Annotated in this window: 18 protein-coding genes and 1 rRNA gene; 16 read left to right on the top strand and 3 right to left on the bottom strand. The window is 42.0% G+C overall.

Annotation, left to right across the window (positions count from 1 at the left end):
- Window positions 1-214: 214 nt before the first annotated feature.
- Entirely contained in the window at window positions 215-2,626 is a 2,412-nt protein-coding gene (locus G587_RS0115075) for a glycoside hydrolase family 3 protein (protein ID WP_026492941.1), read from the top strand.
- A 90-nt stretch (window positions 2,627-2,716) separates the two neighbouring features.
- On the opposite strand, the gene G587_RS0115070 is transcribed toward G587_RS0115075, so the two are convergent.
- On the bottom strand, window positions 2,717-3,019 hold the full coding sequence (locus G587_RS0115070; protein WP_026492940.1) for a hypothetical protein: 303 nt from the start codon (window positions 3,017-3,019) through the stop codon (window positions 2,717-2,719).
- Between the two features lie 118 nt (window positions 3,020-3,137).
- Here G587_RS0115070 and G587_RS0115065 point away from each other — a divergent pair, with 118 nt between their 5' ends.
- From G587_RS0115065 to G587_RS0115040, 6 genes are all read left to right on the top strand, one after another.
- Window positions 3,138-4,043, top strand: a complete 906-nt coding sequence (locus tag G587_RS0115065) for a metallophosphoesterase family protein (protein ID WP_026665433.1) — start codon at window positions 3,138-3,140, stop codon at window positions 4,041-4,043.
- 164 nt (window positions 4,044-4,207) lie between these two features.
- Entirely contained in the window at window positions 4,208-4,492 is a 285-nt protein-coding gene (locus G587_RS0115060) for a co-chaperone GroES (protein ID WP_026492938.1), read from the top strand.
- Between the two features lie 87 nt (window positions 4,493-4,579).
- The gene (gene groL, locus G587_RS0115055; RefSeq protein ID WP_026492937.1) at window positions 4,580-6,202 is read left to right on the top strand and encodes a chaperonin GroEL; all 1,623 of its coding nucleotides are present in this window, start codon (window positions 4,580-4,582) and stop codon (window positions 6,200-6,202) included.
- Window positions 6,203-6,511: 309 nt separating this feature from the next.
- Entirely contained in the window at window positions 6,512-7,729 is a 1,218-nt protein-coding gene (locus G587_RS0115050; RefSeq protein WP_026492936.1) for an iron-containing alcohol dehydrogenase, read from the top strand.
- 163 nt (window positions 7,730-7,892) lie between these two features.
- Complete coding sequence (locus G587_RS0115045) at window positions 7,893-8,141, top strand: DUF6171 family protein (RefSeq protein WP_026492935.1); 249 nt, start codon at window positions 7,893-7,895, stop codon at window positions 8,139-8,141.
- A gap of 28 nt (window positions 8,142-8,169) precedes the next feature.
- On the top strand, window positions 8,170-9,690 hold the full coding sequence (locus tag G587_RS0115040; protein WP_026492934.1) for an alpha-N-arabinofuranosidase: 1,521 nt from the start codon (window positions 8,170-8,172) through the stop codon (window positions 9,688-9,690).
- Between the two features lie 6 nt (window positions 9,691-9,696).
- Here the strand turns inward: G587_RS0115040 and G587_RS0115035 are convergent, their stop codons facing one another.
- Window positions 9,697-11,046, bottom strand: a complete 1,350-nt coding sequence (locus tag G587_RS0115035; protein WP_026492933.1) for an MATE family efflux transporter — start codon at window positions 11,044-11,046, stop codon at window positions 9,697-9,699.
- A gap of 298 nt (window positions 11,047-11,344) precedes the next feature.
- Between G587_RS0115035 and G587_RS0115030 the strand changes: the two genes are divergently transcribed.
- The 7 genes from G587_RS0115030 (at window position 11,345) to G587_RS26305 (ending at window position 19,498) form a co-directional block, all read left to right on the top strand.
- Entirely contained in the window at window positions 11,345-12,301 is a 957-nt protein-coding gene (locus tag G587_RS0115030) for a glycoside hydrolase family 43 protein (RefSeq protein ID WP_026492932.1), read from the top strand.
- Window positions 12,302-12,325: 24 nt separating this feature from the next.
- Window positions 12,326-13,966, top strand: coding sequence for a glycoside hydrolase family 43 protein (locus tag G587_RS0115025; protein WP_051201075.1), 1,641 nt, complete (start codon window positions 12,326-12,328; stop codon window positions 13,964-13,966).
- A 251-nt stretch (window positions 13,967-14,217) separates the two neighbouring features.
- Window positions 14,218-15,747, top strand: a complete 1,530-nt coding sequence (locus G587_RS0115020) for an ABC transporter substrate-binding protein (protein ID WP_026492930.1) — start codon at window positions 14,218-14,220, stop codon at window positions 15,745-15,747.
- A 77-nt stretch (window positions 15,748-15,824) separates the two neighbouring features.
- Window positions 15,825-16,742, top strand: coding sequence for a carbohydrate ABC transporter permease (locus G587_RS0115015; protein WP_026492929.1), 918 nt, complete (start codon window positions 15,825-15,827; stop codon window positions 16,740-16,742).
- Between the two features lie 14 nt (window positions 16,743-16,756).
- Window positions 16,757-17,683: a carbohydrate ABC transporter permease gene (locus tag G587_RS0115010; protein WP_242830095.1), complete on the top strand. Its 927-nt coding sequence runs from the start codon at window positions 16,757-16,759 to the stop codon at window positions 17,681-17,683.
- Window positions 17,684-17,854: 171 nt separating this feature from the next.
- On the top strand, window positions 17,855-18,865 hold the full coding sequence (locus G587_RS26310; RefSeq protein ID WP_026492927.1) for a methyl-accepting chemotaxis protein: 1,011 nt from the start codon (window positions 17,855-17,857) through the stop codon (window positions 18,863-18,865).
- Between the two features lie 15 nt (window positions 18,866-18,880).
- The gene (locus G587_RS26305) at window positions 18,881-19,498 is read left to right on the top strand and encodes a methyl-accepting chemotaxis protein (protein ID WP_026492926.1); all 618 of its coding nucleotides are present in this window, start codon (window positions 18,881-18,883) and stop codon (window positions 19,496-19,498) included.
- Window positions 19,499-19,576: 78 nt separating this feature from the next.
- On the opposite strand, the gene G587_RS0114995 is transcribed toward G587_RS26305, so the two are convergent.
- Window positions 19,577-20,503, bottom strand: a complete 927-nt coding sequence (locus G587_RS0114995) for an ArsR/SmtB family transcription factor (RefSeq protein WP_026492925.1) — start codon at window positions 20,501-20,503, stop codon at window positions 19,577-19,579.
- Between the two features lie 158 nt (window positions 20,504-20,661).
- Here G587_RS0114995 and pyk point away from each other — a divergent pair, with 158 nt between their 5' ends.
- Together pyk and G587_RS0114985 are read left to right on the top strand one after the other, a co-directional pair.
- On the top strand, window positions 20,662-21,639 hold the full coding sequence (pyk, locus tag G587_RS0114990) for a pyruvate kinase (protein WP_026492924.1): 978 nt from the start codon (window positions 20,662-20,664) through the stop codon (window positions 21,637-21,639).
- Window positions 21,640-21,964: 325 nt separating this feature from the next.
- Window positions 21,965-22,139, top strand: a 16S ribosomal RNA gene (locus tag G587_RS0114985); the annotation flags it as partial.

Genomic DNA, 22,139 nt, shown 5'->3' with positions numbered 1-22,139 from the left:
GTTTATGCCGTTTGTTTGCAAAAAAATATCATAAAATTAATAATTTTTGAGCGTAATATAAAATAATTTTATATCCTGAGGATTTTTCAGTCAATGTTTGAGAAATTATTCCATCTTTTTTTGCATAACATCTAACTTTTTTGATATAGATTCGGATTTATTATAGCTATAATGAATTTCATAAAATGGGTATTAAAATGGAGGTTGTAAAAAAATGGAAAAATGGACACGCGTTAAATATCATCCTAATCTCCCCTTAAGAGAGAACGGGGTAAAGGTTACTGCATCCAAAGAGCACATAGATATCTCTAAGAATGCTGCAAAAGAAGGCATGGTTCTCATAAAAAATGAGAAGAATACTCTGCCTCTTTCCAGAGGAAAAAAGGTAGCTCTTTTTGGAAAAGCTACTATAGATTATGTAAAGGGTGGCGGCGGATCTGGTGATGTTACCGTTCCCTATGTAACTAATCTTGCACAGGGTTTTAAAGCACTTGAGGATCAGGTTGCTCTTTTTGAGGATTCAGTTTCCTTCTATGATGATTATGTTTCAAAGCTTTATAAGGAAGGAAAGCAGCCGGGCCTACTTGCTGAGCCCGAGGTTCCTGCAGAGCTTTTGACTAAGGCGAAGGCATTTACAGATACAGCAATCGTATCCTTCAGCAGATATTCAGGTGAGGGCTGGGACAGAAAAGCTGATAATGATGATGGAAGAAAGCACAAGGACGTTGTACAGGAGCTGGTAGATGAGACAGATAAGCTCTTTGAGAAAGGAGATTTCTATCTTTCCAAGGCTGAGGAGAACCTTGTTAATACTATAAGTGAAAACTTTGAGCATACTATTGTTGTTCTGAATATCGGTGGAATGTTCGACGTTTCATGGATCAAGAGCAATGAGAAGATCGATTCAGCACTTATTGCATGGCAGGGTGGTATGGAAGGCGGTCTTGCTACAGCAGAGCTTCTTTGCGGACTGGGCAATCCCAGCGGTAAGCTTTCCGATACCTTCGCAAGAAATCTTTCAGATTATCCCGGAACAGAGCATTTCCATGATTCTGATGATTATGTTGAATATGAAGAGGATATCTACGTGGGCTACAGATATTTTGAAACCATCAAAGGCGCAGCAGAGAAGGTTGTTTATCCCTTTGGCTACGGTCTTTCCTACACAGATTTCAATATCAGCCGTGTAAAGGTAAGTGAGGATGATGGAGTTGTTACAGTAAAGGCAACAGTGACTAATGTCGGTAATTATGCCGGAAAAGAGGTAGTTCAGGTTTACTTTAGTGCTCCTCAGGGTAAGCTCGGTAAGCCAGAGCGCGTACTTATCGGCTTTAAGAAGACTGCAGAGCTTCTTCCCGGACAGTCACAGAAGGTTGTTATAAAGTTCTCAGTAGATGAGATGGCTTCCTATGATGATCTTGGTAAGATCAAGAAATCTGCCTATGTTCTTGAAAAGGGCAAGTATAAGTTCTTTATCGGAGCCAGCGTAAGAAGTGCCAAAAAGGCTGAGACAGAGTATGTTCTTGAAGAGGATAAGATTGTCTGCGAGCTCACAGAGAAGATGGCACCTGTTGCATTAAAGAAGAGACTTCTTGCTGACGGCTCTTATGAGATGTTAGAGCAGGGAGATGCTTCCAAATATAATGAAAATGTACTTAAGGATATGCCTTTGGAAGATGTGCTTCTTCCCACTCCCAAGGTTCGCGCTGAGGGTGCCAGATGCTGCTTTAAGCCTTCTGAAAAGCCCCAGCTCATTGATGTTTATACAGGAAAAATGACTCTTGATGAGTTTATCAATGCCCTTTCTGATGAAGACCTTGCATGGCTTGTTGGCGGACAGCCCAACGTAGGTGTGGCCAACACCTTTGGATATGGTAACAACAGTGAATATGGTATTCCTAACGTAATGACAGCAGATGGCCCTGCTGGTCTACGTATTCAGCCTCAGGTTGGTGTTAAGACCACAGCTTTTCCCTGCTCAACACTTCTTGCATGCACATGGGATCCGGAGGTTACAGAGAAAGTCGGAATTGCCGGAGGAGAAGAGGTTAAGGAGAATAACATAGGAGCTTGGCTCACACCTGCCATGAACATCCACAGATCACCTCTTTGCGGAAGAAACTTTGAGTACTATTCAGAGGATCCTTATCTCACAGGTAAGATGGCTGCCGGAATGGTTCGTGGAATCCAGAGCAATCGCGTAGCTGCTACCATCAAGCACTTTGCATTAAATAATAAGGAGACCAACCGTAAAGACAGCGACTCAAGAGCATCTGAGAGAGCAATCAGAGAGATTTATCTCAAGGGCTTCGAAATAGTAGTAAAGGAAGCTCAGCCGTGGAGCATCATGACTTCCTATAACATTATCAACGGAAGACGTGCATCAGAGAATGAGGACATGATAAACGGAATCCTTCGCGGAGAGTGGGGATTCGACGGAATGGTTACCACTGACTGGTGGACAAACGGCGAGAACTACAAGGAGTGCAAAGCCGGAAACGATATGAAGATGGGCTGCGGCTATCCCGACAGAATATTGGCTGCTCTTGAAAAGGGTGCCATCACAAGGGAAGAGCTGGGTAAAGCTGCAAGAAACATCCTCACACTTATATTAAGAATTGACTGATACTAAATAGATTTTTCTTTAAGACAAAAAAGCCTTCTCCCAGCGATTGGGAGAAGGCAATATTTACAATTGGTAAAAGTAGCGGAGGATTTAAGGACCTTCCTTAACGACAACCTTGCCGCCGTTTTTAACACTGTCCTGCTGCAGAAGCTCTACGGCAGATGCTGCGATTTCATAGTACATGGCAGCGTTATCTCCGATATCTGCCATTTTTTTCATGTTTGTTTCGCAGAATTTCTTTGCCTCAGCGATATCAGTCTGCGAGAATACCTTACTTCCGCAGTACAAAGTTCCGGTTGAGGGATCAAAATGGGAATCTTTCTTTTTTGCTTCACCGCTCATGCCCATAACACCGGCTAAGGAACGGATCAAATCTTCACGATTGCCTGCCATAACTATCCTCCATTTGTAGAATAAATAGGAACCAAATCTATTATATATTTTCGCATAGAGGTTATTTTTTGACTATTAACTAGCTATAATAAAAATATAAAAACTTGAGAATGGATTGGTGGAACTGTTGGATATAGCGGTATTTAGTGATGTTCACGGAAATGACTGTGCTCTTCAGGCCTGCGTTGATTATTGCATGGGAAAGGGTATAACAAAGTACATATTGCTGGGGGATTATATATCTGATTGCCCCGGAGTCCAAAAGACCATGGAGCTCATATACGTTCTTAAGAAGTATTTTGAGTGTTATATCGTGCGCGGTAATAGGGAAGAGTACATGCTGAGCTATAGGAAAAACGGCCAGACAGGTTGGGATAAGGGCTCAGGCAGCGGATCGCTTCTTTATACTTATGAGCAGCTGACGGAAAAGGATCTGGATTTTTTCGAAAGCCTTCCTATTTATGGGATCTGGAATCCCAAAGGGGGACAGGGCTTTGAATATTGTCACGGATCACCGACAGGCGTATCCGAGCTTTTGTTTGGAGAAAAGAGAAGTACAAAACGAGTACTTAATAAAATGCGGACAAATATTCTCCTGCATGGGCACACTCATGTACAGGAGAGCTTTTCATACAGAGAAAAAAGAGCAGTAAATCCCGGAGCTCTGGGACTTCCCAGAAACAGGAACTGTGATGCGGAATTTGCCATAATCCACAGCGGCAGAACAGGCTGGGAAGAGGAGCTTGTGCAGGTAAAATATGACAGACATGGAATACTAAAGTCATTCCAGTCCAGCGGACTTATGGAGTACGCTCCCGCCTGGGCAGCTGTCACCATGCATACCATCAGGAGCGGAGTAGATCTTAGTGAATCTATACTGCTTCAGGCCATGAAGCTCTGCGAAGAGGACAGAGGTATCGTAAGATGGCCTAATATTCCGGAAATGTACTGGGCAGAAGCTCTGAAACTCAATTATATCGACCTTTCTGGAAAAGACATCCCAAGACCTAAAAAGCGAGTCTGAAAAATGTGAACAATTTGGTAATTAAGCAAATAATACCTAAGTAGGTATTGCATTTTTTAACTTGTGTGGTAATATATTTTTTAGTGATTAGCACTCAAAACAAATGAGTGCTAACAATCAAAAAAGTGAATAACACAATGAAGATATAAAAGGAGGCAATTGTAATGAAGTTAGAACCACTTGCAGACAGAGTCGTACTTAAGGCACTTGAAGCTGAGGAGACAACAAAGTCAGGAATCGTTCTTCCCGGTGCTGAGAAGGAGAAGCCCCAGCAGGCTGAGGTTATCGCAGTAGGCCCTGGAGGAGTCGTTGATGGTAAGGAAGTTAAGATGCAGGTTAAGGTAGGCGACAACGTAATCTATTCCAAGTACGCTGGAACAGAGGTTAAGCTTGATGACGTTACCTACATCATTGTTAAGCAGAACGATATTCTCGCTATTATTAAATAATTAAACTCATAAAAGTCTTCGCCCTTCAGGGAGAAGGTGGCCCGAAGGGCCGGATGAGGTTAGTAAAACACAACGGAGGCAATAAAAATGGCAAAGACAATTAAGTACGGCGCTGACGCCCGCACAGCTATGGTAGAAGGCGTTAATAAGCTTGCAGATACAGTAAGAGTAACAATCGGACCTAAGGGTAGAAACGTAGTTCTTGATAAGAGCTATGGCGCACCTACAATCACAAACGACGGTGTTACAATCGCTAAGGAGATCGAGCTTGAGGATTCTTATGAGAACATGGGTGCTCAGCTTGTTAAGGAAGTTGCTACAAAGACTAACGACGTAGCAGGTGATGGTACTACAACAGCTACAGTTCTTGCACAGGCTATGATCAATGAGGGTGTTAAGAACCTTGCAGCAGGTGCTAACCCGATCGTTCTTAGAAAGGGTATGAAGAAGGCTACAGATGCAGCTGTTGCTTCTATCAGCAAGATGGCTACAAAGGTTAAGGGCAAGGATCAGATCATGAGAGTTGCTGCAGTTTCATCAGGTGATGATGAAGTTGGCCAGATGATCGCTGACGCTATGGAGAAGGTTTCCAACGATGGTGTTATCACAATCGAGGAGTCCAAGACAATGATGACAGAGCTCGACCTTGTAGAAGGTATGCAGTTCGATCGTGGTTATATCTCAGCTTACATGGCTACAGATATGGATAAGATGGAAGCTAATCTTGATGATCCTTTCGTGCTCATCACAGATAAGAAGATCTCTAACATCCAGGATATCCTTCCTCTTCTTGAGCAGGTTGTTAAGACAGGCGCTAAGCTTCTTATCATCGCTGAGGATGTTGATGGTGAGGCTCTTACAACTCTTATCGTTAACAAGCTTCGTGGTACATTCAACGTAGTTGCTGTTAAGGCTCCTGGCTACGGTGACAGAAGAAAGGCTATGCTTGAGGATATCGCTATCCTTACAGGCGGTAAGGTTATCAGCTCAGATCTTGGCCTTGAGCTTAAGGATACAACAATGGATGATCTTGGACGTGCTAAGAGCATCAAGGTTGAGAAGGAAAAGACCACAATCGTTGACGGTCTTGGAGATAAGAAAGAGATCCAGGCTAGAGTTAGCCAGATCAAGAAGCAGATCGAGGAGACAACTTCTGACTTCGATAGAGAGAAGCTTCAGGAGAGACTTGCTAAGCTCGCTGGCGGTGTTGCAGTTATCAGAGTTGGTGCTGCTACAGAGACAGAGATGAAGGAAGCTAAGTACCGTATGGAGGATGCTCTCAACGCTACAAGAGCAGCAGTTGAGGAAGGTATCATCTTCGGTGGTGGTAGTGCTTACATCCACGCTTCTAAGGATGTTGCTAAGCTTGCTGATTCACTTGAAGGCGACGAGAAGACAGGTGCTAAGGTTGTTCTTAAGGCACTTGAGGCTCCTCTTTTCCACATCGCTAACAACGCTGGTCTTGACGGATCTGTTATTGTTAACAAGGTTAAGGAGTCTAAGAACGGAATTGGCTTCAACGCTTACTCAGAAGAGTATGTTGACATGATCAAGGACGGTATCATCGATCCTGCTAAGGTTACAAGAAGCGCTCTTCAGAACGCTACATCTGTTGCATCAAGCTTCCTTACAACAGAGGCTGCTGTTGCTACAGTTAAGGAGCCCGTACCTCCGATGCCCGCAGGCAACCCTGGCATGGGAATGATGTAAGTGATAAGGACGAATGCATCAGGGAGTTAAATTGAAATCAGAGTGCGTAAGCACCTAAAAATAAGAAAGACAGCTTATCGAGCTTGCTCGAAATGAGCTGTCTTTTTTATTTTTGGAGTCCCCGTTAGGGGATCTGGTTTCAATTTAACGTTGCAGATATATGAAAACTAACAGTAACGAGGGAACACGAAGTGTTTCCGAGTCTGATGCATCCAATAAATCAAAAAAAGTCAAGATTTGATTTATATCACGTATACATCTAAAATAGAAACGTGGGTTATTTTATTTATTTTTTAAGGAGGTATTTGTATGTCACGTTTTACACTGCCCAGAGATATCTATCATGGGAAAGGTGCACTTGAAGCATTGAAGACTTTTGAGGGCAAGAGAGCCATTGTCTGCACAGGTGGCGGCTCTATGAAAAGGGGCGGTTTCCTTCAGAAGGTAGAGGATTACCTTAAGGAAGCTGGAATGGAAGTTGAACTTTTTGAAGGCATCGAGCCCGATCCTTCAGTAGAGACAGTTATGAAGGGTGCTGAAGCTATGCAGAAGTTCCAGCCTGACTGGATCGTTGCTATCGGCGGTGGTTCACCTATCGATGCTGCTAAGGCTATGTGGATCAAGTATGAGTATCCTGAGACCACATTTGAAGATATGTGCAAGGTATTCGGTCTTCCGAAGCTTCGTACAAAGGCTAAATTCTGTGCTATTTCCTCAACATCAGGAACAGCTACAGAGGTTACAGCATTTTCAATCATCACAGATTATCAGAAGGGTATTAAGTTCCCTATCGCAGACTTCGAGATTACTCCCGACGTTGCTATCGTTGATCCTGAGCTTGCGCACACAATGCCTAAAAAGCTTGTTGCTCACACAGGTATGGACGCTATGACACACGCTGTTGAGGCTTATGTTTCCACAGCTAACTGTGATTACACAGATCCGCTTGCTATCCATGCAATCGAGATGATCCAGAAGACTCTTGTTAAATCCTACAACGAGGATATGGAAGCAAGAGATGCTATGCACAACGCACAGTGTCTTGCGGGTATGGCATTCTCTAACGCACTTCTTGGTATCGTTCACTCTATGGCTCACAAGACAGGTGCTGCTTTCGCAGACCTTGGAGCTCACATCATTCACGGCGCAGCTAACGCTATGTACCTTCCTAAGGTAGTTGCATTCAACGCTAAGGACGAGACAGCTAAGAAGCGCTACGGCGTTATCGCTGATTACATGCACCTCGGCGGTAAGGACGATGATGAGAAGGTTGAACTCCTCATTGATTATCTCCGCAAGATGAACGATGCTCTGAATATTCCTCACAGCATCAATCATTACGGCGCAGACGGACTTCCGGCAGAACAGGGCTTCGTTCCGGAGGATGTATTCCTTGAGAGATTACATGACATTGCAGCTAATGCAATCCTTGATGCCTGCACAGGCTCCAATCCTCGTCAGCCCAGCCAGGAGGAGATGGAGAAACTCCTTAAGTGCTGCTACTACGATACAGAAGTTGATTTCTAATATATGCGAAACGCTTCCCGAAATGGGAAGCGTTTTTTTATTCAATTATGCCTGAGCATATCGGATTTTCTAAAAATAAACGCCGTATAAGTATTTTCAAATTAAAAACGCTATGCTAAAATATAAAATAATTTACAAATATCTAAAATAAACAGGTGAAACTATGGAAAATACCAGAGCTTGTAAGCATTGCCTTTTGCGGGATATTGAAGGCAAAGAGAAGGAAATGATAAAAAAATATCGCGATGCCATAACTCCTGACAGCAGGGTTACGGATAATGAATATGAGAACAGGCTAAGCGTATGTACTCAATGTGACAGACTATCTATGGGAACCTGTCTTGTTTGTGGGTGTTATGTAGAACTAAGAGCACTAGGCATTGGAACACATTGCCCTAAGAAAAAATGGTAAATACATTATTTAAGAGGAGGAAAAGAAATTGGCAAAACTTTTAATCAACAACGAAAGTAAAAAATCAAAGATTGCACCTGAAATCTACGGACATTTTTCAGAGCATCTCGGAAGGTGTATCTATGAAGGCCTTTATGTGGGGGATAATTCAGATATTCCTAATGTTAACGGCATGAGAAGTGACGTGGTTGAAGCTCTTAAGGAGATGAAGATTCCGGTACTTCGCTGGCCTGGCGGATGCTTTGCTGACGAGTATCACTGGATGGATGGCATCGGGCCCAAGGAAAAGAGAAAGAAGATGATCAACACACATTGGGGTGGTGTTGTTGAGGATAACAGCTTTGGAACACATGAGTTCTTTGAGCTTACCAAGCAGCTTGGCTGTAAGACTTATGTCAATGCCAATATGGGATCAGGTACAGTAAGAGAGATGAGCGAGTGGGTTGAATATATGACCTTCAATGGCGTATCTCCTATGGCTGACCTCAGAAAAGAGAATGGACATGAGGAGCCCTGGACTGTGGACTACCTCGGCGTTGGTAATGAAAACTGGGGATGTGGCGGTAATATGAGACCTACGCATTATGCCGACGAATACAGAAGATATCAGACCTATGTAAGAAACTACAATGGTTCTAAGCCTATTTCAAAGATTTGCTGTGGACCAAATGTTGATGATTATAACTGGACAAAGAATGTGCTTGAGACATGCTTTGATCACACACCTATGCAGTTCCATGGATTTATGGATGGTCTTTCATTGCATTACTATACACTTCCTGAGACAGAGGATGACTGGAATGTAAAGGGATCAGCAACAAAGTTCACAGAGGAAGTATTCTACCAGACACTGAAGAGAAGTCTCTTTATGGATGAGCTTATCAGAAAGCATGGTGCGATCATGGATCAGTATGACCCTGATAAGAAGATTGGACTTATGGTTGATGAGTGGGGAATATGGACAGACGTTGAGCCTGGCACTAACCCCGGCTTTCTTTACCAGCAGAATACAATGCGTGACGCACTTGTTGCAGGTATGAACCTGAACATATTCAATAAGCACTCAGACCGTGTAAGAATGGCATGCATCGCACAGCTTGTTAATGTTCTACAGTCAGTTATCCTTACTGAAAATGAGAAGATGATCAAAACACCTACCTACCATGTATTCAAGATGTTCAGATATCATCAGGGTGCAAACCTCCTTGATAGTGAGCTTATCAATAACAGTACCGTAGGAGCTGGAAAGAATGAGCTTCCCAAACTGTTTGAATCAGTTTCAGAGGATGAAAATGGAGTAGTGACAGTTACCCTTACTAACAATTCACTCGAAGCTGCTGAGGATGTTGAAATCGCATTCACAAGTGATTCCGGTGCTTATAAAGTGGCAGAAGCTTCGGTGGTAACAGGTAAGATGGCTGATCATAATACCTTCGAAAATCCTGATGTTGTCACAGAAGATAAGTTTACTGACTACAACGAAAAAGAGAACGGAGTAACAGTAAAGATACCTGCCTGCTCAGTTCTCATGCTTCGTTTGAAAAAATAATATATATCAGTTCTTTTTGAATTTGTTTCTTAATTGCTTCATTACTAGCATATAAAGAAGGAAAGAAAATACACCTGTTGTAAACCATGAGAGAGCATCTCCTGCAACAGCTATTGCATAGCTGTGTACTTTCATGGAAACAAAAGCGGTAAGCAGCCTTGATACAAGCTCCATAACACCGAGCATCAGGGCTGTTTTTCCGTATCCGCAGGCCTGCATTGCATTTCTGTAAATGAAGATCATGGCGAGCGGAATATAGAAAAGAGCTGCCTCTGTAATATAAATTCTGCTGTAAGGCAGATAGTCAGCCAGGTTTACACCCTTGTCGAAGAACATGCTTACAATGTAGGGCATCATTACCACGCTAAGGATACCGGTTATTACAGAATAAATAACAGAAATCTTCATGGCATCCTTTGTTCCCTGATGTACTCTGTCAAGATCACCGTAGCCGAAGTTCTGACCGACATAAGCAGCAGTGGTCTGGCCTATGGAAGGCATACCTGCGGTCATTAGATTTACAACCTTACCGGCTGCTGTAAAGCCTCCTATTGCAACTGACTGATAGACATTTATTGATGCCTGCATAACCATTGTTCCGGAAGCTGTAATTCCAAACTGCAGAGCCATGGGAATTCCAATATTGAGCTGTTTTCTCGCATAGTTCTTATCAAGCTTCCAGCTTCCTTTAACAGGTTTTAAGATATCCACCTTTTTATAAATGTAAATAATACACAGTATGGCTGATGCGCCCTGAGAAATATCTGTAGCAAGAGCAGCACCGAAGGTTCCCATCTTAAATACGATGATAAACAAAAGATCCAGAATGATATTAAGAGCTGCTGAAAATATCAGGAAGTACAGTGGTGTCTTACTGTTTCCAATAGCGCGAAGAGAAGCGGCAAACAGGTTGTAGCCTATAAGTGCGAAGCTTCCTGCGCATATGGTTATGATATAAGCGTAAGCGTAATCATAGATGTTATTGGGCGTATTCATTATATGAAGAAGACTTGGCATGGTGATGACAGCGATAACCGTAACAACTAACGTGCTGATCACTCCAAGAATGATCGCATTTACAAAAGCCTGCCTTGTTCCATCCTTACTGCCTGCGCCAAACTGGTGACTGATGAGAACTGTGTAACCTGTGGTCATTCCATTGGCAAGACCCATTATCATAAACATGATTGTTCCTGTGGAGCCAACGGCTGCAAGAGCCTCTGGACCTACGAAACGTCCAACGATAACGGTATCTACCATGTTATAAAACTGCTGAAAAATAAAGCCTAAAAGTATTGGTATTACAAATTTCAAAAGTATCGGAAGGGGCTTTCCTTCTGTCATTTTTCCATTCATCGTTTATCTCCTGAATAATATATATTTAATATAAAAATAATTAAGTTTTGCAAAATCCATATAGTTAGATGATTTTAGTGCAAAGCAAATATGTTTTCAAGTACCTATTTATAAAATAGTTGAAATGTTTAGATAAAGATAATATAATTTAGACAAATATAAAATAGTTCAGCAATTATTGAAAACGGAAAATAGTGATTAACTTTGTAAATTAACTTATGAATTTTAGAAATGTGATTAACTTATTAGCTGAACATTTTAGAACTAAATAAAAAATGTTTTTTATGGGAAAGGTATTATGAGCAAAGAAAAAGAGCTTAAATATAACGAACCATGGATTTTGCAGAGAGCTGATCCATACGTGGTTAAGGCAGATGACGGCTTTTACTATTTTACGGCATCTGTACCTGAATACGACAGAATAGTACTTAGAAGATCTGAAACTCTTGCAGGTATCGCTGACGCAGAGGAACATCTGATTTGGAAAAAGCACGACAGTGGAATAATGAGTAAGCACATTTGGGCCCCTGAGCTTCACAAGGTTATGGGCAGATGGTACATCTACTTTGCAGGCGGCGAGGTAGAGGATATCTGGAAGATAAGGCCTTACGTGCTTGAGTGCCAGAGTGATGATCCCATTTCAGGTCCCTGGGTTGAAAAGGGAAAGATGAGATGTGCAGAGGATGACGAGTTTTCCTTCAGAGCCTTTTCACTGGATGCTACAGTTTTCGAGCATAGAGACAAGTGGTATTACATCTGGGCTGAGAAGGTTGGCGTTGGCAAACAGATTTCAAATTTGTATATCGCTGAAATGAAAAGCCCGTATGAACTTAAGACAGTTCAGGTTCTGCTTACAACTCCTGATTATGACTGGGAGAGAGTAGGCTTCTGGGTTAACGAAGGCCCTGGAATTTTAAAGCGAAACGGGAAGATATTCATGACCTATTCTGCCAGCGAAACAGGAGTGGCGTATTGCGTCGGAATGCTCACAGCAGATGAGGATGCAGACCTTCTTGATCCTAAGTCATGGACTAAGGAGAGATATCCGGTTCTTAAGAGTGATGCAGAGGCTGTGGTTTATGGTCCCGGTCACAACTCATTTACTGTAAATGACGAAGGTGAGGATGTAATGGTATACCACGCTAGAACTGAAAGCGTGATAGAAGGAGATCCTCTTTACAATCCTAACCGACACGCCATGCTCATGAAAATCAGATATGACGAAAAGGGATATCCTGTATTTTCATGCAGATGATGGGCATAAATAAGAGGAGCAAAAATGCATTCAACTAAATATTTAAACTACGCGGCAATCGCTCTTGCGACCGCAGTTTTTGCAGCATCTGCCGGTTGCTCCCAGGGTGCTACAGAATCAGACCATGCGAAAACTGAAAATGTAGCAGACAGTAGTGACGTAGCAGATAGCGGTAATACAGAAGAACAGACGGAGGGCGATGATATGGCAGAACAATCTGAAACCAGCATTAAGACAGGCGTCTATAAAAATGCCGTTTGCTGTCACGATCCTCAGATAATCCTTGCAGATGGAACATATTACATGACAGGAAGCCATCAGATTCTTGCGAAATCAGATGACCTCAAGGCATGGAGCTACATCGGTAATGGCAACAATGTTTTTGACAACCTGTTTTCAGGAGACCTGGACGCATTTAAATATGTTGGGAAAAACGAGGAGGGCGGCTACTCAGTCTGGGCGGCCAATACCTTCTACAATGAGACAATGGGAAAGTATGTGATGTATTTTTGCACTACTTCTTCCTATATTAAATCAAATCTCTGCATGGCAGTAGCGGACGAGCCCGGAGGGAAATATACATATACAGATACAATCCTGTACTCGGGCTTTACAAGCTCCCATGCTGCAGAGACGGATATTTATGATGCTCTTGGTGAAGACGCCGATCTTTCGGAATATCTAAAGCTCGGAGGCTATGACAATAACAAGTGGCCAAACTGTATAGATCCTGCAGTTTTCACAGATGAAGAAAACCGCATGTGGATGGTATATGGTTCATGGTCCGGAGGTATTTTCTTACTGGAGCTTGATCCTGCAACAGGAAAGCCTCTCCACCCTATTGAAGAAGCTGCAAAGGGCGGAGAGGATGCGCCTGATCCCTACTACGGCTACAGGCTTGTAGGCGGCGGTCATCATGCTGTTGAAGGCCCCTACATCACCTATTCCAAGGAAACCGGCTACTATTATCTTTTCGTATCCTATGGAGGACTTACATCGGATGGCGGATATCAGATAAGGCAGTTTAGAAGTGAAAATCCCACAGGCCCTTATGTAGATGCTGCCGGTAACAGACTGGGAGATGAAGAGAACTACATGAGCTATGGCCTTAAAATGATGGGCAATTACACACTTCCAAGCCTGTCGGTAACATACATGGCACCCGGCGGACAGTCTGTTTTCCAGGATGAAAAGGGTGAATACTACATCGTTTATCATCAACGCTTCGATGATGGTCAGGAGTTCCATGAGCCCAGAGTGCATAAGCTGCTTATGACGAAGGATGGATGGTTTACCGCAGCACCCTTTGAATACACAGGGGATGAGAGCATATCTTCCATGTGTGAAAATGCAGATGTTACGCCAGATATGTTAAACGGAACATTTTATGTCCTTAATCATGGGCTTGAAGTGAATGATCTTGTGAATAAGCCTGTAAAGTGCCTGTTTGAGGATGGGAAGATTACAGCTATGGAGGATGGCACAATAACGGGTGGAACCTATGAATTAACAGATGGAGAAGCCTATGTGTCTGTAACAATAGATGGTCAGGAATACGAAGGCTGCGCATTTACTATGACGGATGAAGCTGGTAATAATACGCTCTGTATTTCTGCGAAGGGCGATAATAACGAGACTGTATGGGCTGTTAAGTATCTGCAGTAAGAGCTGTCTGATATGGGATATTTATTAGTTCTAAAAAGTGCTTTCACAAAATAGCAATAATGTAAAGAGTGTGCAGCAATTTTTGATAAGTTTGTTTGAATACACAAAAAGTATTTTACGTTTTTATTAAAAACGACAAAAATGTAAAATGCTTTACAAAAATCTAAAATAATTGTTGACGTTCTAAATTTGTTTGTTTAAGATTACTATATAAGTTAATCACTAACTGAGGATTTTTAGGAGGATTTAACATGAGAAGGAAGTTTTTAGGTATTGCAATGGCAAGTGTAATGGGGCTTAGTGCTCTGACAGGCTGTGCTACAACAACAGTTGAGGAAGCTGGAGAGGCTGAGAGCACAGAAGCTAAGACAGAGGAAGGCAGTGGAACAGAAACTGCAGACGCAGGAGATGCAACAGAAACTGCTGATGCAGCAGAGGCTGAGAGTACAGACGGTTCTTCAACTGACTCACTTACAGGTAACGGAGATAAGACACTCCATGTATTCCTTTACATGCAGGAGCATGAGAAGAAGATTTACGAAGATCTTGTAAAGCAGTTCGTAGAAGAGCACAAGGACGAGATCAAGGAAGTTGTTTTTGAAGTAACAACTCAGGATGAATACAATCAGAAGATGATTGCTAACATGACAGCTAATGATATGCCTGACGTATTCTATGTAGGACCTGCAGCAGTTCGTTCTTATGTAGATAATGGATACGTTCTTCCTCTTGACGATTATGTTGATGCTGACACAATCGGAAGCGTATGGGGAACAACACAGGAGATTTACCGTTATGATGGTAAGAATGTTGGAAGCGGATCACTTTACGCACTTCCCAAGGATCTTTCCTGCTTCGCATTTGCTTACAACCAGGATCTTTTCGATGCAGCAGGTCTTGAGTATCCTGATCCGGAAAAACCTTATACATACGATGAATTCATAGAAGTTTGTGAGAAGCTCACAATTGATAAGGATGGTGATGGAGAGATTGACCAGTGGGGTGTAGCTAACGCTGATCAGTTTGGTATGACTCCTTTCCTTTATTCAAACGGAGTTAAGTTCCTTAACGATGACATGACTAAGGTTAACGTTGCAAACAATGAGCCTCTTAAGGAAGCTCTTACATTCTATACAGACCTTACAAAGAATGGTCTTACACCTTCAGTTGAGCAGGATACAGCTCTTGGTGGATATCAGAGATGGCTTGATGGACAGGTTGCATTCTATGCATGTGGAACATGGGATGTCGCAGCATTTATGGATGACGCTACATTTCCTTACAAGTGGAACCTTTGCGGATGGCCTGTAGGACCTTCAGGTGACGGAAGATCACACACATGGATGGGATCAGTTGGTTACTGTGTATCTGCAACATCTGAGAATCCTGATCTTGCAGCACAGCTCGCAGCTAAGCTTTCAACAGACGAAGAAGGTCAGAAGGCTGTATCAGGTATCACAACTGGTGAGTCTATCCAGCTTCCTAATATCACAGAGCTTGCTTATGGTGAGTTCAAGGATGCTGTAAACAGCGGCAAAGTTCCTTATGCTTCAAATGTAGATGTAATCTTCGGATATTTTGATGGTAATGATCACTATGCAGCAGCACTTCAGGAAACAGATTACACATACAATGCTGAGTGGTTCACTCCTTTCTGGTCAGGTGTATTCAATATCAAGAATGGCGATATCAGTGTAGAGGATTATTTACAGCAGGTTGAGCCTGAGATGCAGGAAGCACTTGATGAAGCTATCGAACTTCAGAATTCTGCTACAAACTAAGTTTTCTTAAAAAAATGATTTGATTAGCGGAGTCCCTTCGCCAGGCGGAGGGGCTCCCATTACTAAGAGGTATTTTTATGGCATCAAAAAAAGTAAAAGTTCAGATGTCTGCGATGGCAAAGAGAGAAGAGAGATGGGCATGGCTTTTTATAGCAGCTCCCTTTGTAGGCTTTATGCTCTTCATGGCGTATCCTATCGTCTTTGCTCTAATTGCCAGCTCAAGCAAATGGACTGGAATCAATTCACTCTGGGGCAATATTGTTGGCCTTAGAAACTATATTAAAATTCTCAATGATGCAAAATTCTGGAAGGCTATGGGAACCACTATTATCTATATGATAGGTATTCCAATCGGTATGATACTTGGAATGCTGGTGGCAATGGGCCTTAACAGGAAAATTCCTGGCAAGAGAGTACTTACAACCATGTATTATGTACCGGTTGTATCTTCGCTTGTAGCTGTATCAATACTGTGGGCATGGGTTTTTAACTATGATTACGGTCTTTTGAACGGAATCTACAAAGCTCTTACAGGACTTCACGGTCCCAACTGGCTCGGCGATGAATTTATGGTCAAAGTCTCACTGATCATTTTCATGGTATGGAAGGGACTTGGAGGAACAGTAATTCTTTATCTTGCAGGACTTCAGAATATACCCCGTGATTATTATGAAGCAGCTATGATAGATGGAGCTAACAGCTGGCAGAAATTCAGAAATATCACATTACCGCTGTTATCACCAGTTACCTTCTACATCCTGATCACATCACTTATCGGTGGCTTCCAGGTATTCGTAGAGGTACAGGTCATGACTCCTTCAGGCGGACCTAACTACAGCGCAGCTACAGTTGTATTCTATCTGTATGAAAAGGCGTTCACAAACGGACAGCTTGGATACGGAAGTGCAGTAGCAGTAATTCTTGCAATTATCATATTCATTATCACGGCCATCAACTTCTGGGGTCAGGATAAATGGGTTAAGACTATAGAGTAAAGGAGGTGTGATCGATGGAAATGGCATTAAAATCTAAATCAGATGCAACTACAAATATGCCCAAAAGAGCAAAATCAAGTGCAAAAGACTATCAGACAGATCGCGTCACATCTTCTAAAGAGAAGGTAGTAAACATTATCATCTTTATTTTACTCTTTGCATTTGCGATAACCATGGTGTTCCCGCTTGTTTATATGGTGGCAACATCCTTTATGACAAAGAATCAGATTCTTTCGGGATCACTGACATTGTTCCCTAATCCTATTCTTATAGGTAAATACAGTCAGGTGCTCAGCAAAGGACAGTTCATATCAGGTATCATAAACACAATTTCAGTAGAAATTCCGGTACTGCTTATTGGCGGATTCACATCATCTCTTGCGGCTTTTGCCTTTGCAAAGATGAATTTCAGAGGAAAGAACGCTCTTTTCCTTGCCCTTCTTGCAACAATTATGATTCCTTTTGCAGTAGTAATGATACCTCAGTATGTTCTTTTTACTAAGCTTGGTTGGACCAACTCCCTTGCACCGCTTATTATTCCCGGATGCTTCGGTAATGTTGGAATGATATTCTTCTTAAGACAGAATCTTTACAGCATACCTACTGAGCTTATGGATGCAGCTAAAATTGACGGATGTAACTACTTCGAAATCTACTACAAAATATTCCTTCCGTTAATGAAGGGCGCTCTTGGAACACAGCTCATGCTTTGGTTCATGGGAATCTGGAATGATTACCTTGCACCCACAATTTTCCTTAGAAGTGAAAAGCACTGGACACTGCAGGTTGTAATCAGATCCTTCAATTCGTACTATGCTATTCAGAGTGATTACGCTCTGATAATGGCAGCTTCAGTAATTGCGATGCTTCCTACACTGGTACTGTTCTTCCTGTTCCAGAGAGTTATCATTGAATCAATTGCTATCAGCGGAATTAAATAATCAGAATATGATTTTAGGGCGGCAAACGTTTAAGTTTGCCGTCTTTTTTTATAAAAAATTTCGAATTCAAGCGATATTTATTGTTGAAAAGATATAAAAAGTTTAAGTATAATTGATTTAATAGCAATTATTCTGTTCTTAATCGTTCTGATTTTGTGTAAGGGGGCTTTTATGAGGGAGAAAATATTTTCTGTAAGGAAAGAAATCGCGCTAATAGCGGTTTTACCTGCGTTTGTTATCACCATAGCCATGCTGATAACAGGCATCATGTTTATGCGTTCCGGCATGGAGGAAGAGGTGTTAAAAGGACTTCTGGCTTCCGCATATACCTATAAGGATATAGGTATGGATATTGCAGATCGCTCTGCGGGAGATAATACCGTTGAAACACAGCTCAAGCAGGATGCCGGCTATGACTTTACGTGGTTCGATGGTGATACCAGAAAGAATTCTTCCCTTGGAAGCAGTGTAATTGGCACTAAAGCCGCCGACACAGTTGTCAAAGAAGTAATAAATGGGGGGAAAACCTTCACTTCTACAAATACCCAGGTTGCAGGAACTCCATATTTTGTTGCCTATGTTCCGGTTAAGGACAGTTCTGGAAAAGTTGTATCCATGGCATTTACAGGTGTGTCCAGACAGGCAGTTGAAAATCAGGTATTTAAGTCTATTGTGTTTATGCTCGTAATAGGCATTGTGCTTATGGTTGTAGCAATGATTGTTGCAGTAAAGGCAGCTATCAGCATGGCTGGCGCAATTAGAGCAATAAACGATAGCATACAATATCTGTCCCAGGGTGAGTTTAAGAAAACAGATAAGTACCTTGACAGAAAAGATGAACTTGGATTAGCTCTTAATAATACAAATTCGCTGATAGATAAGCTTAGCTCAATAGTTACGGACATCAGAACGTCCGCATCTACAGTTAATACATCATCAGCAGAGCTTTCAGAAATGGCAAACAGAATATCCCAGACAACTGAGGATGTTTCTAACGCAGTTCAGGAGATAGCTCAGGGAGCAACACAGCAGGCCGGAGAAATTCAAAGTGCTGCAGAGAATGTAGTTCTTATTGGTGACGCAGTAGGTAATGTTCAGGATTCAACCGAGAATCTTGACGGACTTGCTATAAAGATGAAGGAAGCATCTGAAATATCAAGCAAATCCCTGTCATCACTTTAGAATTCGTCTTCGGAGATGACTGCTAAGATAGATGAGATTTCAGATACAATCGCCAGAACCCAGGAAGCTGTTACCAATATTTCTGCTAAGGTAGAAGGCATCACATCCATAGCAACACAGACCAACCTGTTGTCCCTTAATGCTTCCATAGAAGCTGCAAGAGCAGGAGATGCCGGAAGAGGCTTCTCAGTAGTTGCAGAAGAAATCGGAAAACTGGCTGAGGATTCAAAGATTATGGCGGATGACATCAAGAAGGAGATGGATGTACTTCTTGGAGATGCATCAGCAGCAGTACAGGCCGCAGAAGATGTTAAGCAGGGTAATCTTGAGCAGCAGGATGCACTTGGAGAAACAATTGAATCCATAAATGGAATGCTTCAGGACATCGATTCGACCGTAGGCGGAGTTAAGGTTATCAGCCAGGGTGCTGAACAATGTGCATCCTCCAAGAACGCTGTATCCGATACCATGGATGCACTGTCAGCTATCTCAGAGGAGAACGCAGCATCATCCCAGGAGACCGGTGCTTCCATGCAGGAGCTTTCAAATACTGTTCTTGAGCTTGCTAACGAAGCAAATGACCTTAGGGAAATATCCGAGAAGCTAAACAGAGATATGGAATTCTTCAAATAATATTTATAGAAGATAAGACGACAAAAAAAACGCTTTCCCCTAAAAAAGGAAAGCGTTTTTAATATACAACCGTATGCTTTACTGAACAGGATCAATAGGACTGTAGGCTATCTTTACATTTATATCCTGGCTGTAGTTACCAAAGGTCTTTCCGAAAATAGTAAGACCACCTACATGCTCAGCATCCTCAGGAACTGCCATTTTAAACTTGATTCCGCTCTTACTTGTCAGATTGAAATGATCTATTGAAATATCTGAAATCTGCAGACCATCAATAAAGGTTCCGCGGTGATTGATTACCAGCATTTTGAGAAGTCCATACTGATTCCAGTTCGGGAACCACCAATCCGGTGTGAAAATACCCTTAACATCTCCAAAATCACCTGGAGATATCCATGTGCCTAAGAATTCACCATTAAGATAGAAAGAGATATCTGAAGGCCATACATTGTTTACACCGGGAGCTTCACTTGAAAGCTCAGCTGAGATACAAATTTCATCAATCTTCTGATTAAAAGGAATGAAATTGGGTACCACATACTCAACGTAGCCCTTAGTGAACCAGAGTATATCGGCATTGTAGCGATCAGGATGAGAGAAGTAGCGGGTATCATCAACCTGACCAATTATCTGAGTGGATGAAGCCAGTCCGCATGTAGGATAAACATCGTAATCGGAAAACTGTCCAACCTTTATATCAGCTGTATAGATGTTCTCATCGCGCTGCTCATCCTGAATATCTATCAGAATCTTATCAACATGAACGGAACAGATCTTCTGATTGCCATGACCGTTTGTCTCATTGCTGACAGTAATAAGACCACATTCTTCAAGCTTTCGAATATGACTGGTGAGCGCACCGTTAGTGATATTGAGACGACTGGCGAGCTCATTCATGTTCATACCGTTATCTTCCAGTAATATTTTAATGATTTCAATTCGTACATCTGAGCCCAGAGCCTTGAAAAGATCAAGCCCTTCTGAAAGTGATTTAATATGAAGCATGATAACTCCTTTACATAAAAGTAAAATATTTAATAAAATTATATTATCATATAAAATATATGAGGTTCAAGCATAAAGAACAGCTATATTTGTTGTACGTTTTTGCATGAATAGTAAAATGAAGAAAACGTTTATTATTATAGAAAGAACAGGAAAATATGGTAAAAATTTATGGTACTTTAGGCCCGGCCTGTAATGATGAAAAATTACTAAAGGAAATGTTCAAAGCGGGAATGCACGGAGTTCGTCTGAACTTATCCCATTCCATGCTTGAGGACAACGAATCACTTATTTATATAGTAAAAAGTGCTGCCAGACAGTGCGGTATTACTCCTGAAATTCTGGTGGACCTTCAGGGACCGGAGCTCAGAATAGGAACCCTTGACAGTGATATAGACCTTCTGGAGGACTCGGAATTCATTTTAGGAAAAGGTGGAATACCTCTTGATGGCAAAATACTGTGCGAGCTTAAAAAGGATATGGAAATCCTTTTAGATGATGGAAAAATAAAAGCACATATCCTCGCTAATAATGGAGACAGGGTCACAGCAAGGGTCGACAGAGGAGGAACATTAAGAAGCAGAAAGAGTATAGCGGTAAAAGAAGTAGAAATCAGAATGGATGCACTTACCGGATCAGATATTGTAAATATAAAAGAAGCCGTGCGATTAGGCATTACAGGAATAATGCAGCCCTTTGTAAGAGGAAAGGAAGATGTCCTTACTTTAAGAGATGTATTACAAAGGGAAGGCGGAGCTTCTATAGAAATATTCGCCAAGATAGAAAACAGGCGCGGAATAGATAAGCTTGATGAGATAATAGAAGTAAGCGATGAAGTCATTATTGCCAGAGGAGACCTCGGCAATGCCGTGCCTCTCTGGGAGCTTCCTGGAGTGCAGAAGAGGATAGCAGAGAAATGCCGTCTTTCTAATAGAAGATTCATGGTAGTGACCCAGATGCTTTCCTCTATGGAAAAGAATCCTGTTCCAACCAGGGCGGAAGTAAGCGATATATTTAATGCAGTTCTGGATGGAGCAGCATCTGTAATGGTGACAGGAGAGACTGCAATAGGCAATTATCCGGTTGAAGTTATTAGTTATATGAAAAAAACAGTGGCCAGTGCCGAGAATTTCTAAAAAAATAATGCCAACAAATGCGATAAAATAGCGGTTTTTACAGAAACTGCTATTTTTTTTGAAAAAATTTGAAAAATGTTGTTGACACTATATGGGGGTAGTGATATATTAAATATCGCTGCGGCGCACGGAACTTCTTCGAAAGACCTGCAAGCCCAGTATTTAAGCACATTGACAATGAAATAGTAATGCAACCCTGAAAATTCCAAAAAAGAAATTTCAGAGAACAAAACAACCTAACTAAAGGTAAAACGGACAGAACAAAAGCCAAGCTTAAGTTCTGGTCAGACGAACGATCAAGTCACTTCGGTGATGAGATACATTTAAACGTGAGAGTTCGATCCTGGCTCAGGATGAACGCTGGCGGCGTGCCTAACACATGCAAGTCGAACGGAGATTTAACGCTGATGAGGCTTCGGCGGAATCTTGTTAAATCTTAGTGGCGGACGGGTGAGTAACGCGTGGGCAACCTGCCTCGTACTGGGGGATAACAGTTGGAA

It is taken from the genome of Butyrivibrio sp. XPD2002, from assembly GCF_000423945.1.
Classification (GTDB): domain Bacteria; phylum Bacillota; class Clostridia; order Lachnospirales; family Lachnospiraceae; genus Butyrivibrio.
This window is presented reverse-complemented; position numbering and strand designations above follow the sequence as displayed.

Excerpts from the sequence above, each read along its gene's own strand:
- G587_RS0115075 (WP_026492941.1), top strand. The coding sequence starts at position 215 with ATGGAAAAATGGACACGCGTTAAATATCATCCTAATCTCCCCTTAAGA.
- G587_RS0115070 (WP_026492940.1), bottom strand. The coding sequence starts at position 3,019 with ATGGCAGGCAATCGTGAAGATTTGATCCGTTCCTTAGCCGGTGTTATG.
- G587_RS0115060 (WP_026492938.1), top strand. The coding sequence starts at position 4,208 with ATGAAGTTAGAACCACTTGCAGACAGAGTCGTACTTAAGGCACTTGAA.
- groL (WP_026492937.1), top strand. The coding sequence starts at position 4,580 with ATGGCAAAGACAATTAAGTACGGCGCTGACGCCCGCACAGCTATGGTA.
- G587_RS0115050 (WP_026492936.1), top strand. The coding sequence starts at position 6,512 with ATGTCACGTTTTACACTGCCCAGAGATATCTATCATGGGAAAGGTGCA.
- G587_RS0115045 (WP_026492935.1), top strand. The coding sequence starts at position 7,893 with ATGGAAAATACCAGAGCTTGTAAGCATTGCCTTTTGCGGGATATTGAA.
- G587_RS0115035 (WP_026492933.1), bottom strand. The coding sequence starts at position 11,046 with ATGAATGGAAAAATGACAGAAGGAAAGCCCCTTCCGATACTTTTGAAA.
- G587_RS0115030 (WP_026492932.1), top strand. The coding sequence starts at position 11,345 with ATGAGCAAAGAAAAAGAGCTTAAATATAACGAACCATGGATTTTGCAG.
- G587_RS0115025 (WP_051201075.1), top strand. The coding sequence starts at position 12,326 with ATGCATTCAACTAAATATTTAAACTACGCGGCAATCGCTCTTGCGACC.
- G587_RS0115020 (WP_026492930.1), top strand. The coding sequence starts at position 14,218 with ATGAGAAGGAAGTTTTTAGGTATTGCAATGGCAAGTGTAATGGGGCTT.
- G587_RS0115015 (WP_026492929.1), top strand. The coding sequence starts at position 15,825 with ATGGCATCAAAAAAAGTAAAAGTTCAGATGTCTGCGATGGCAAAGAGA.
- G587_RS0115010 (WP_242830095.1), top strand. The coding sequence starts at position 16,757 with ATGGAAATGGCATTAAAATCTAAATCAGATGCAACTACAAATATGCCC.
- G587_RS26310 (WP_026492927.1), top strand. The coding sequence starts at position 17,855 with ATGAGGGAGAAAATATTTTCTGTAAGGAAAGAAATCGCGCTAATAGCG.
- G587_RS26305 (WP_026492926.1), top strand. The coding sequence starts at position 18,881 with ATGACTGCTAAGATAGATGAGATTTCAGATACAATCGCCAGAACCCAG.
- G587_RS0114995 (WP_026492925.1), bottom strand. The coding sequence starts at position 20,503 with ATGCTTCATATTAAATCACTTTCAGAAGGGCTTGATCTTTTCAAGGCT.
- pyk (WP_026492924.1), top strand. The coding sequence starts at position 20,662 with ATGGTAAAAATTTATGGTACTTTAGGCCCGGCCTGTAATGATGAAAAA.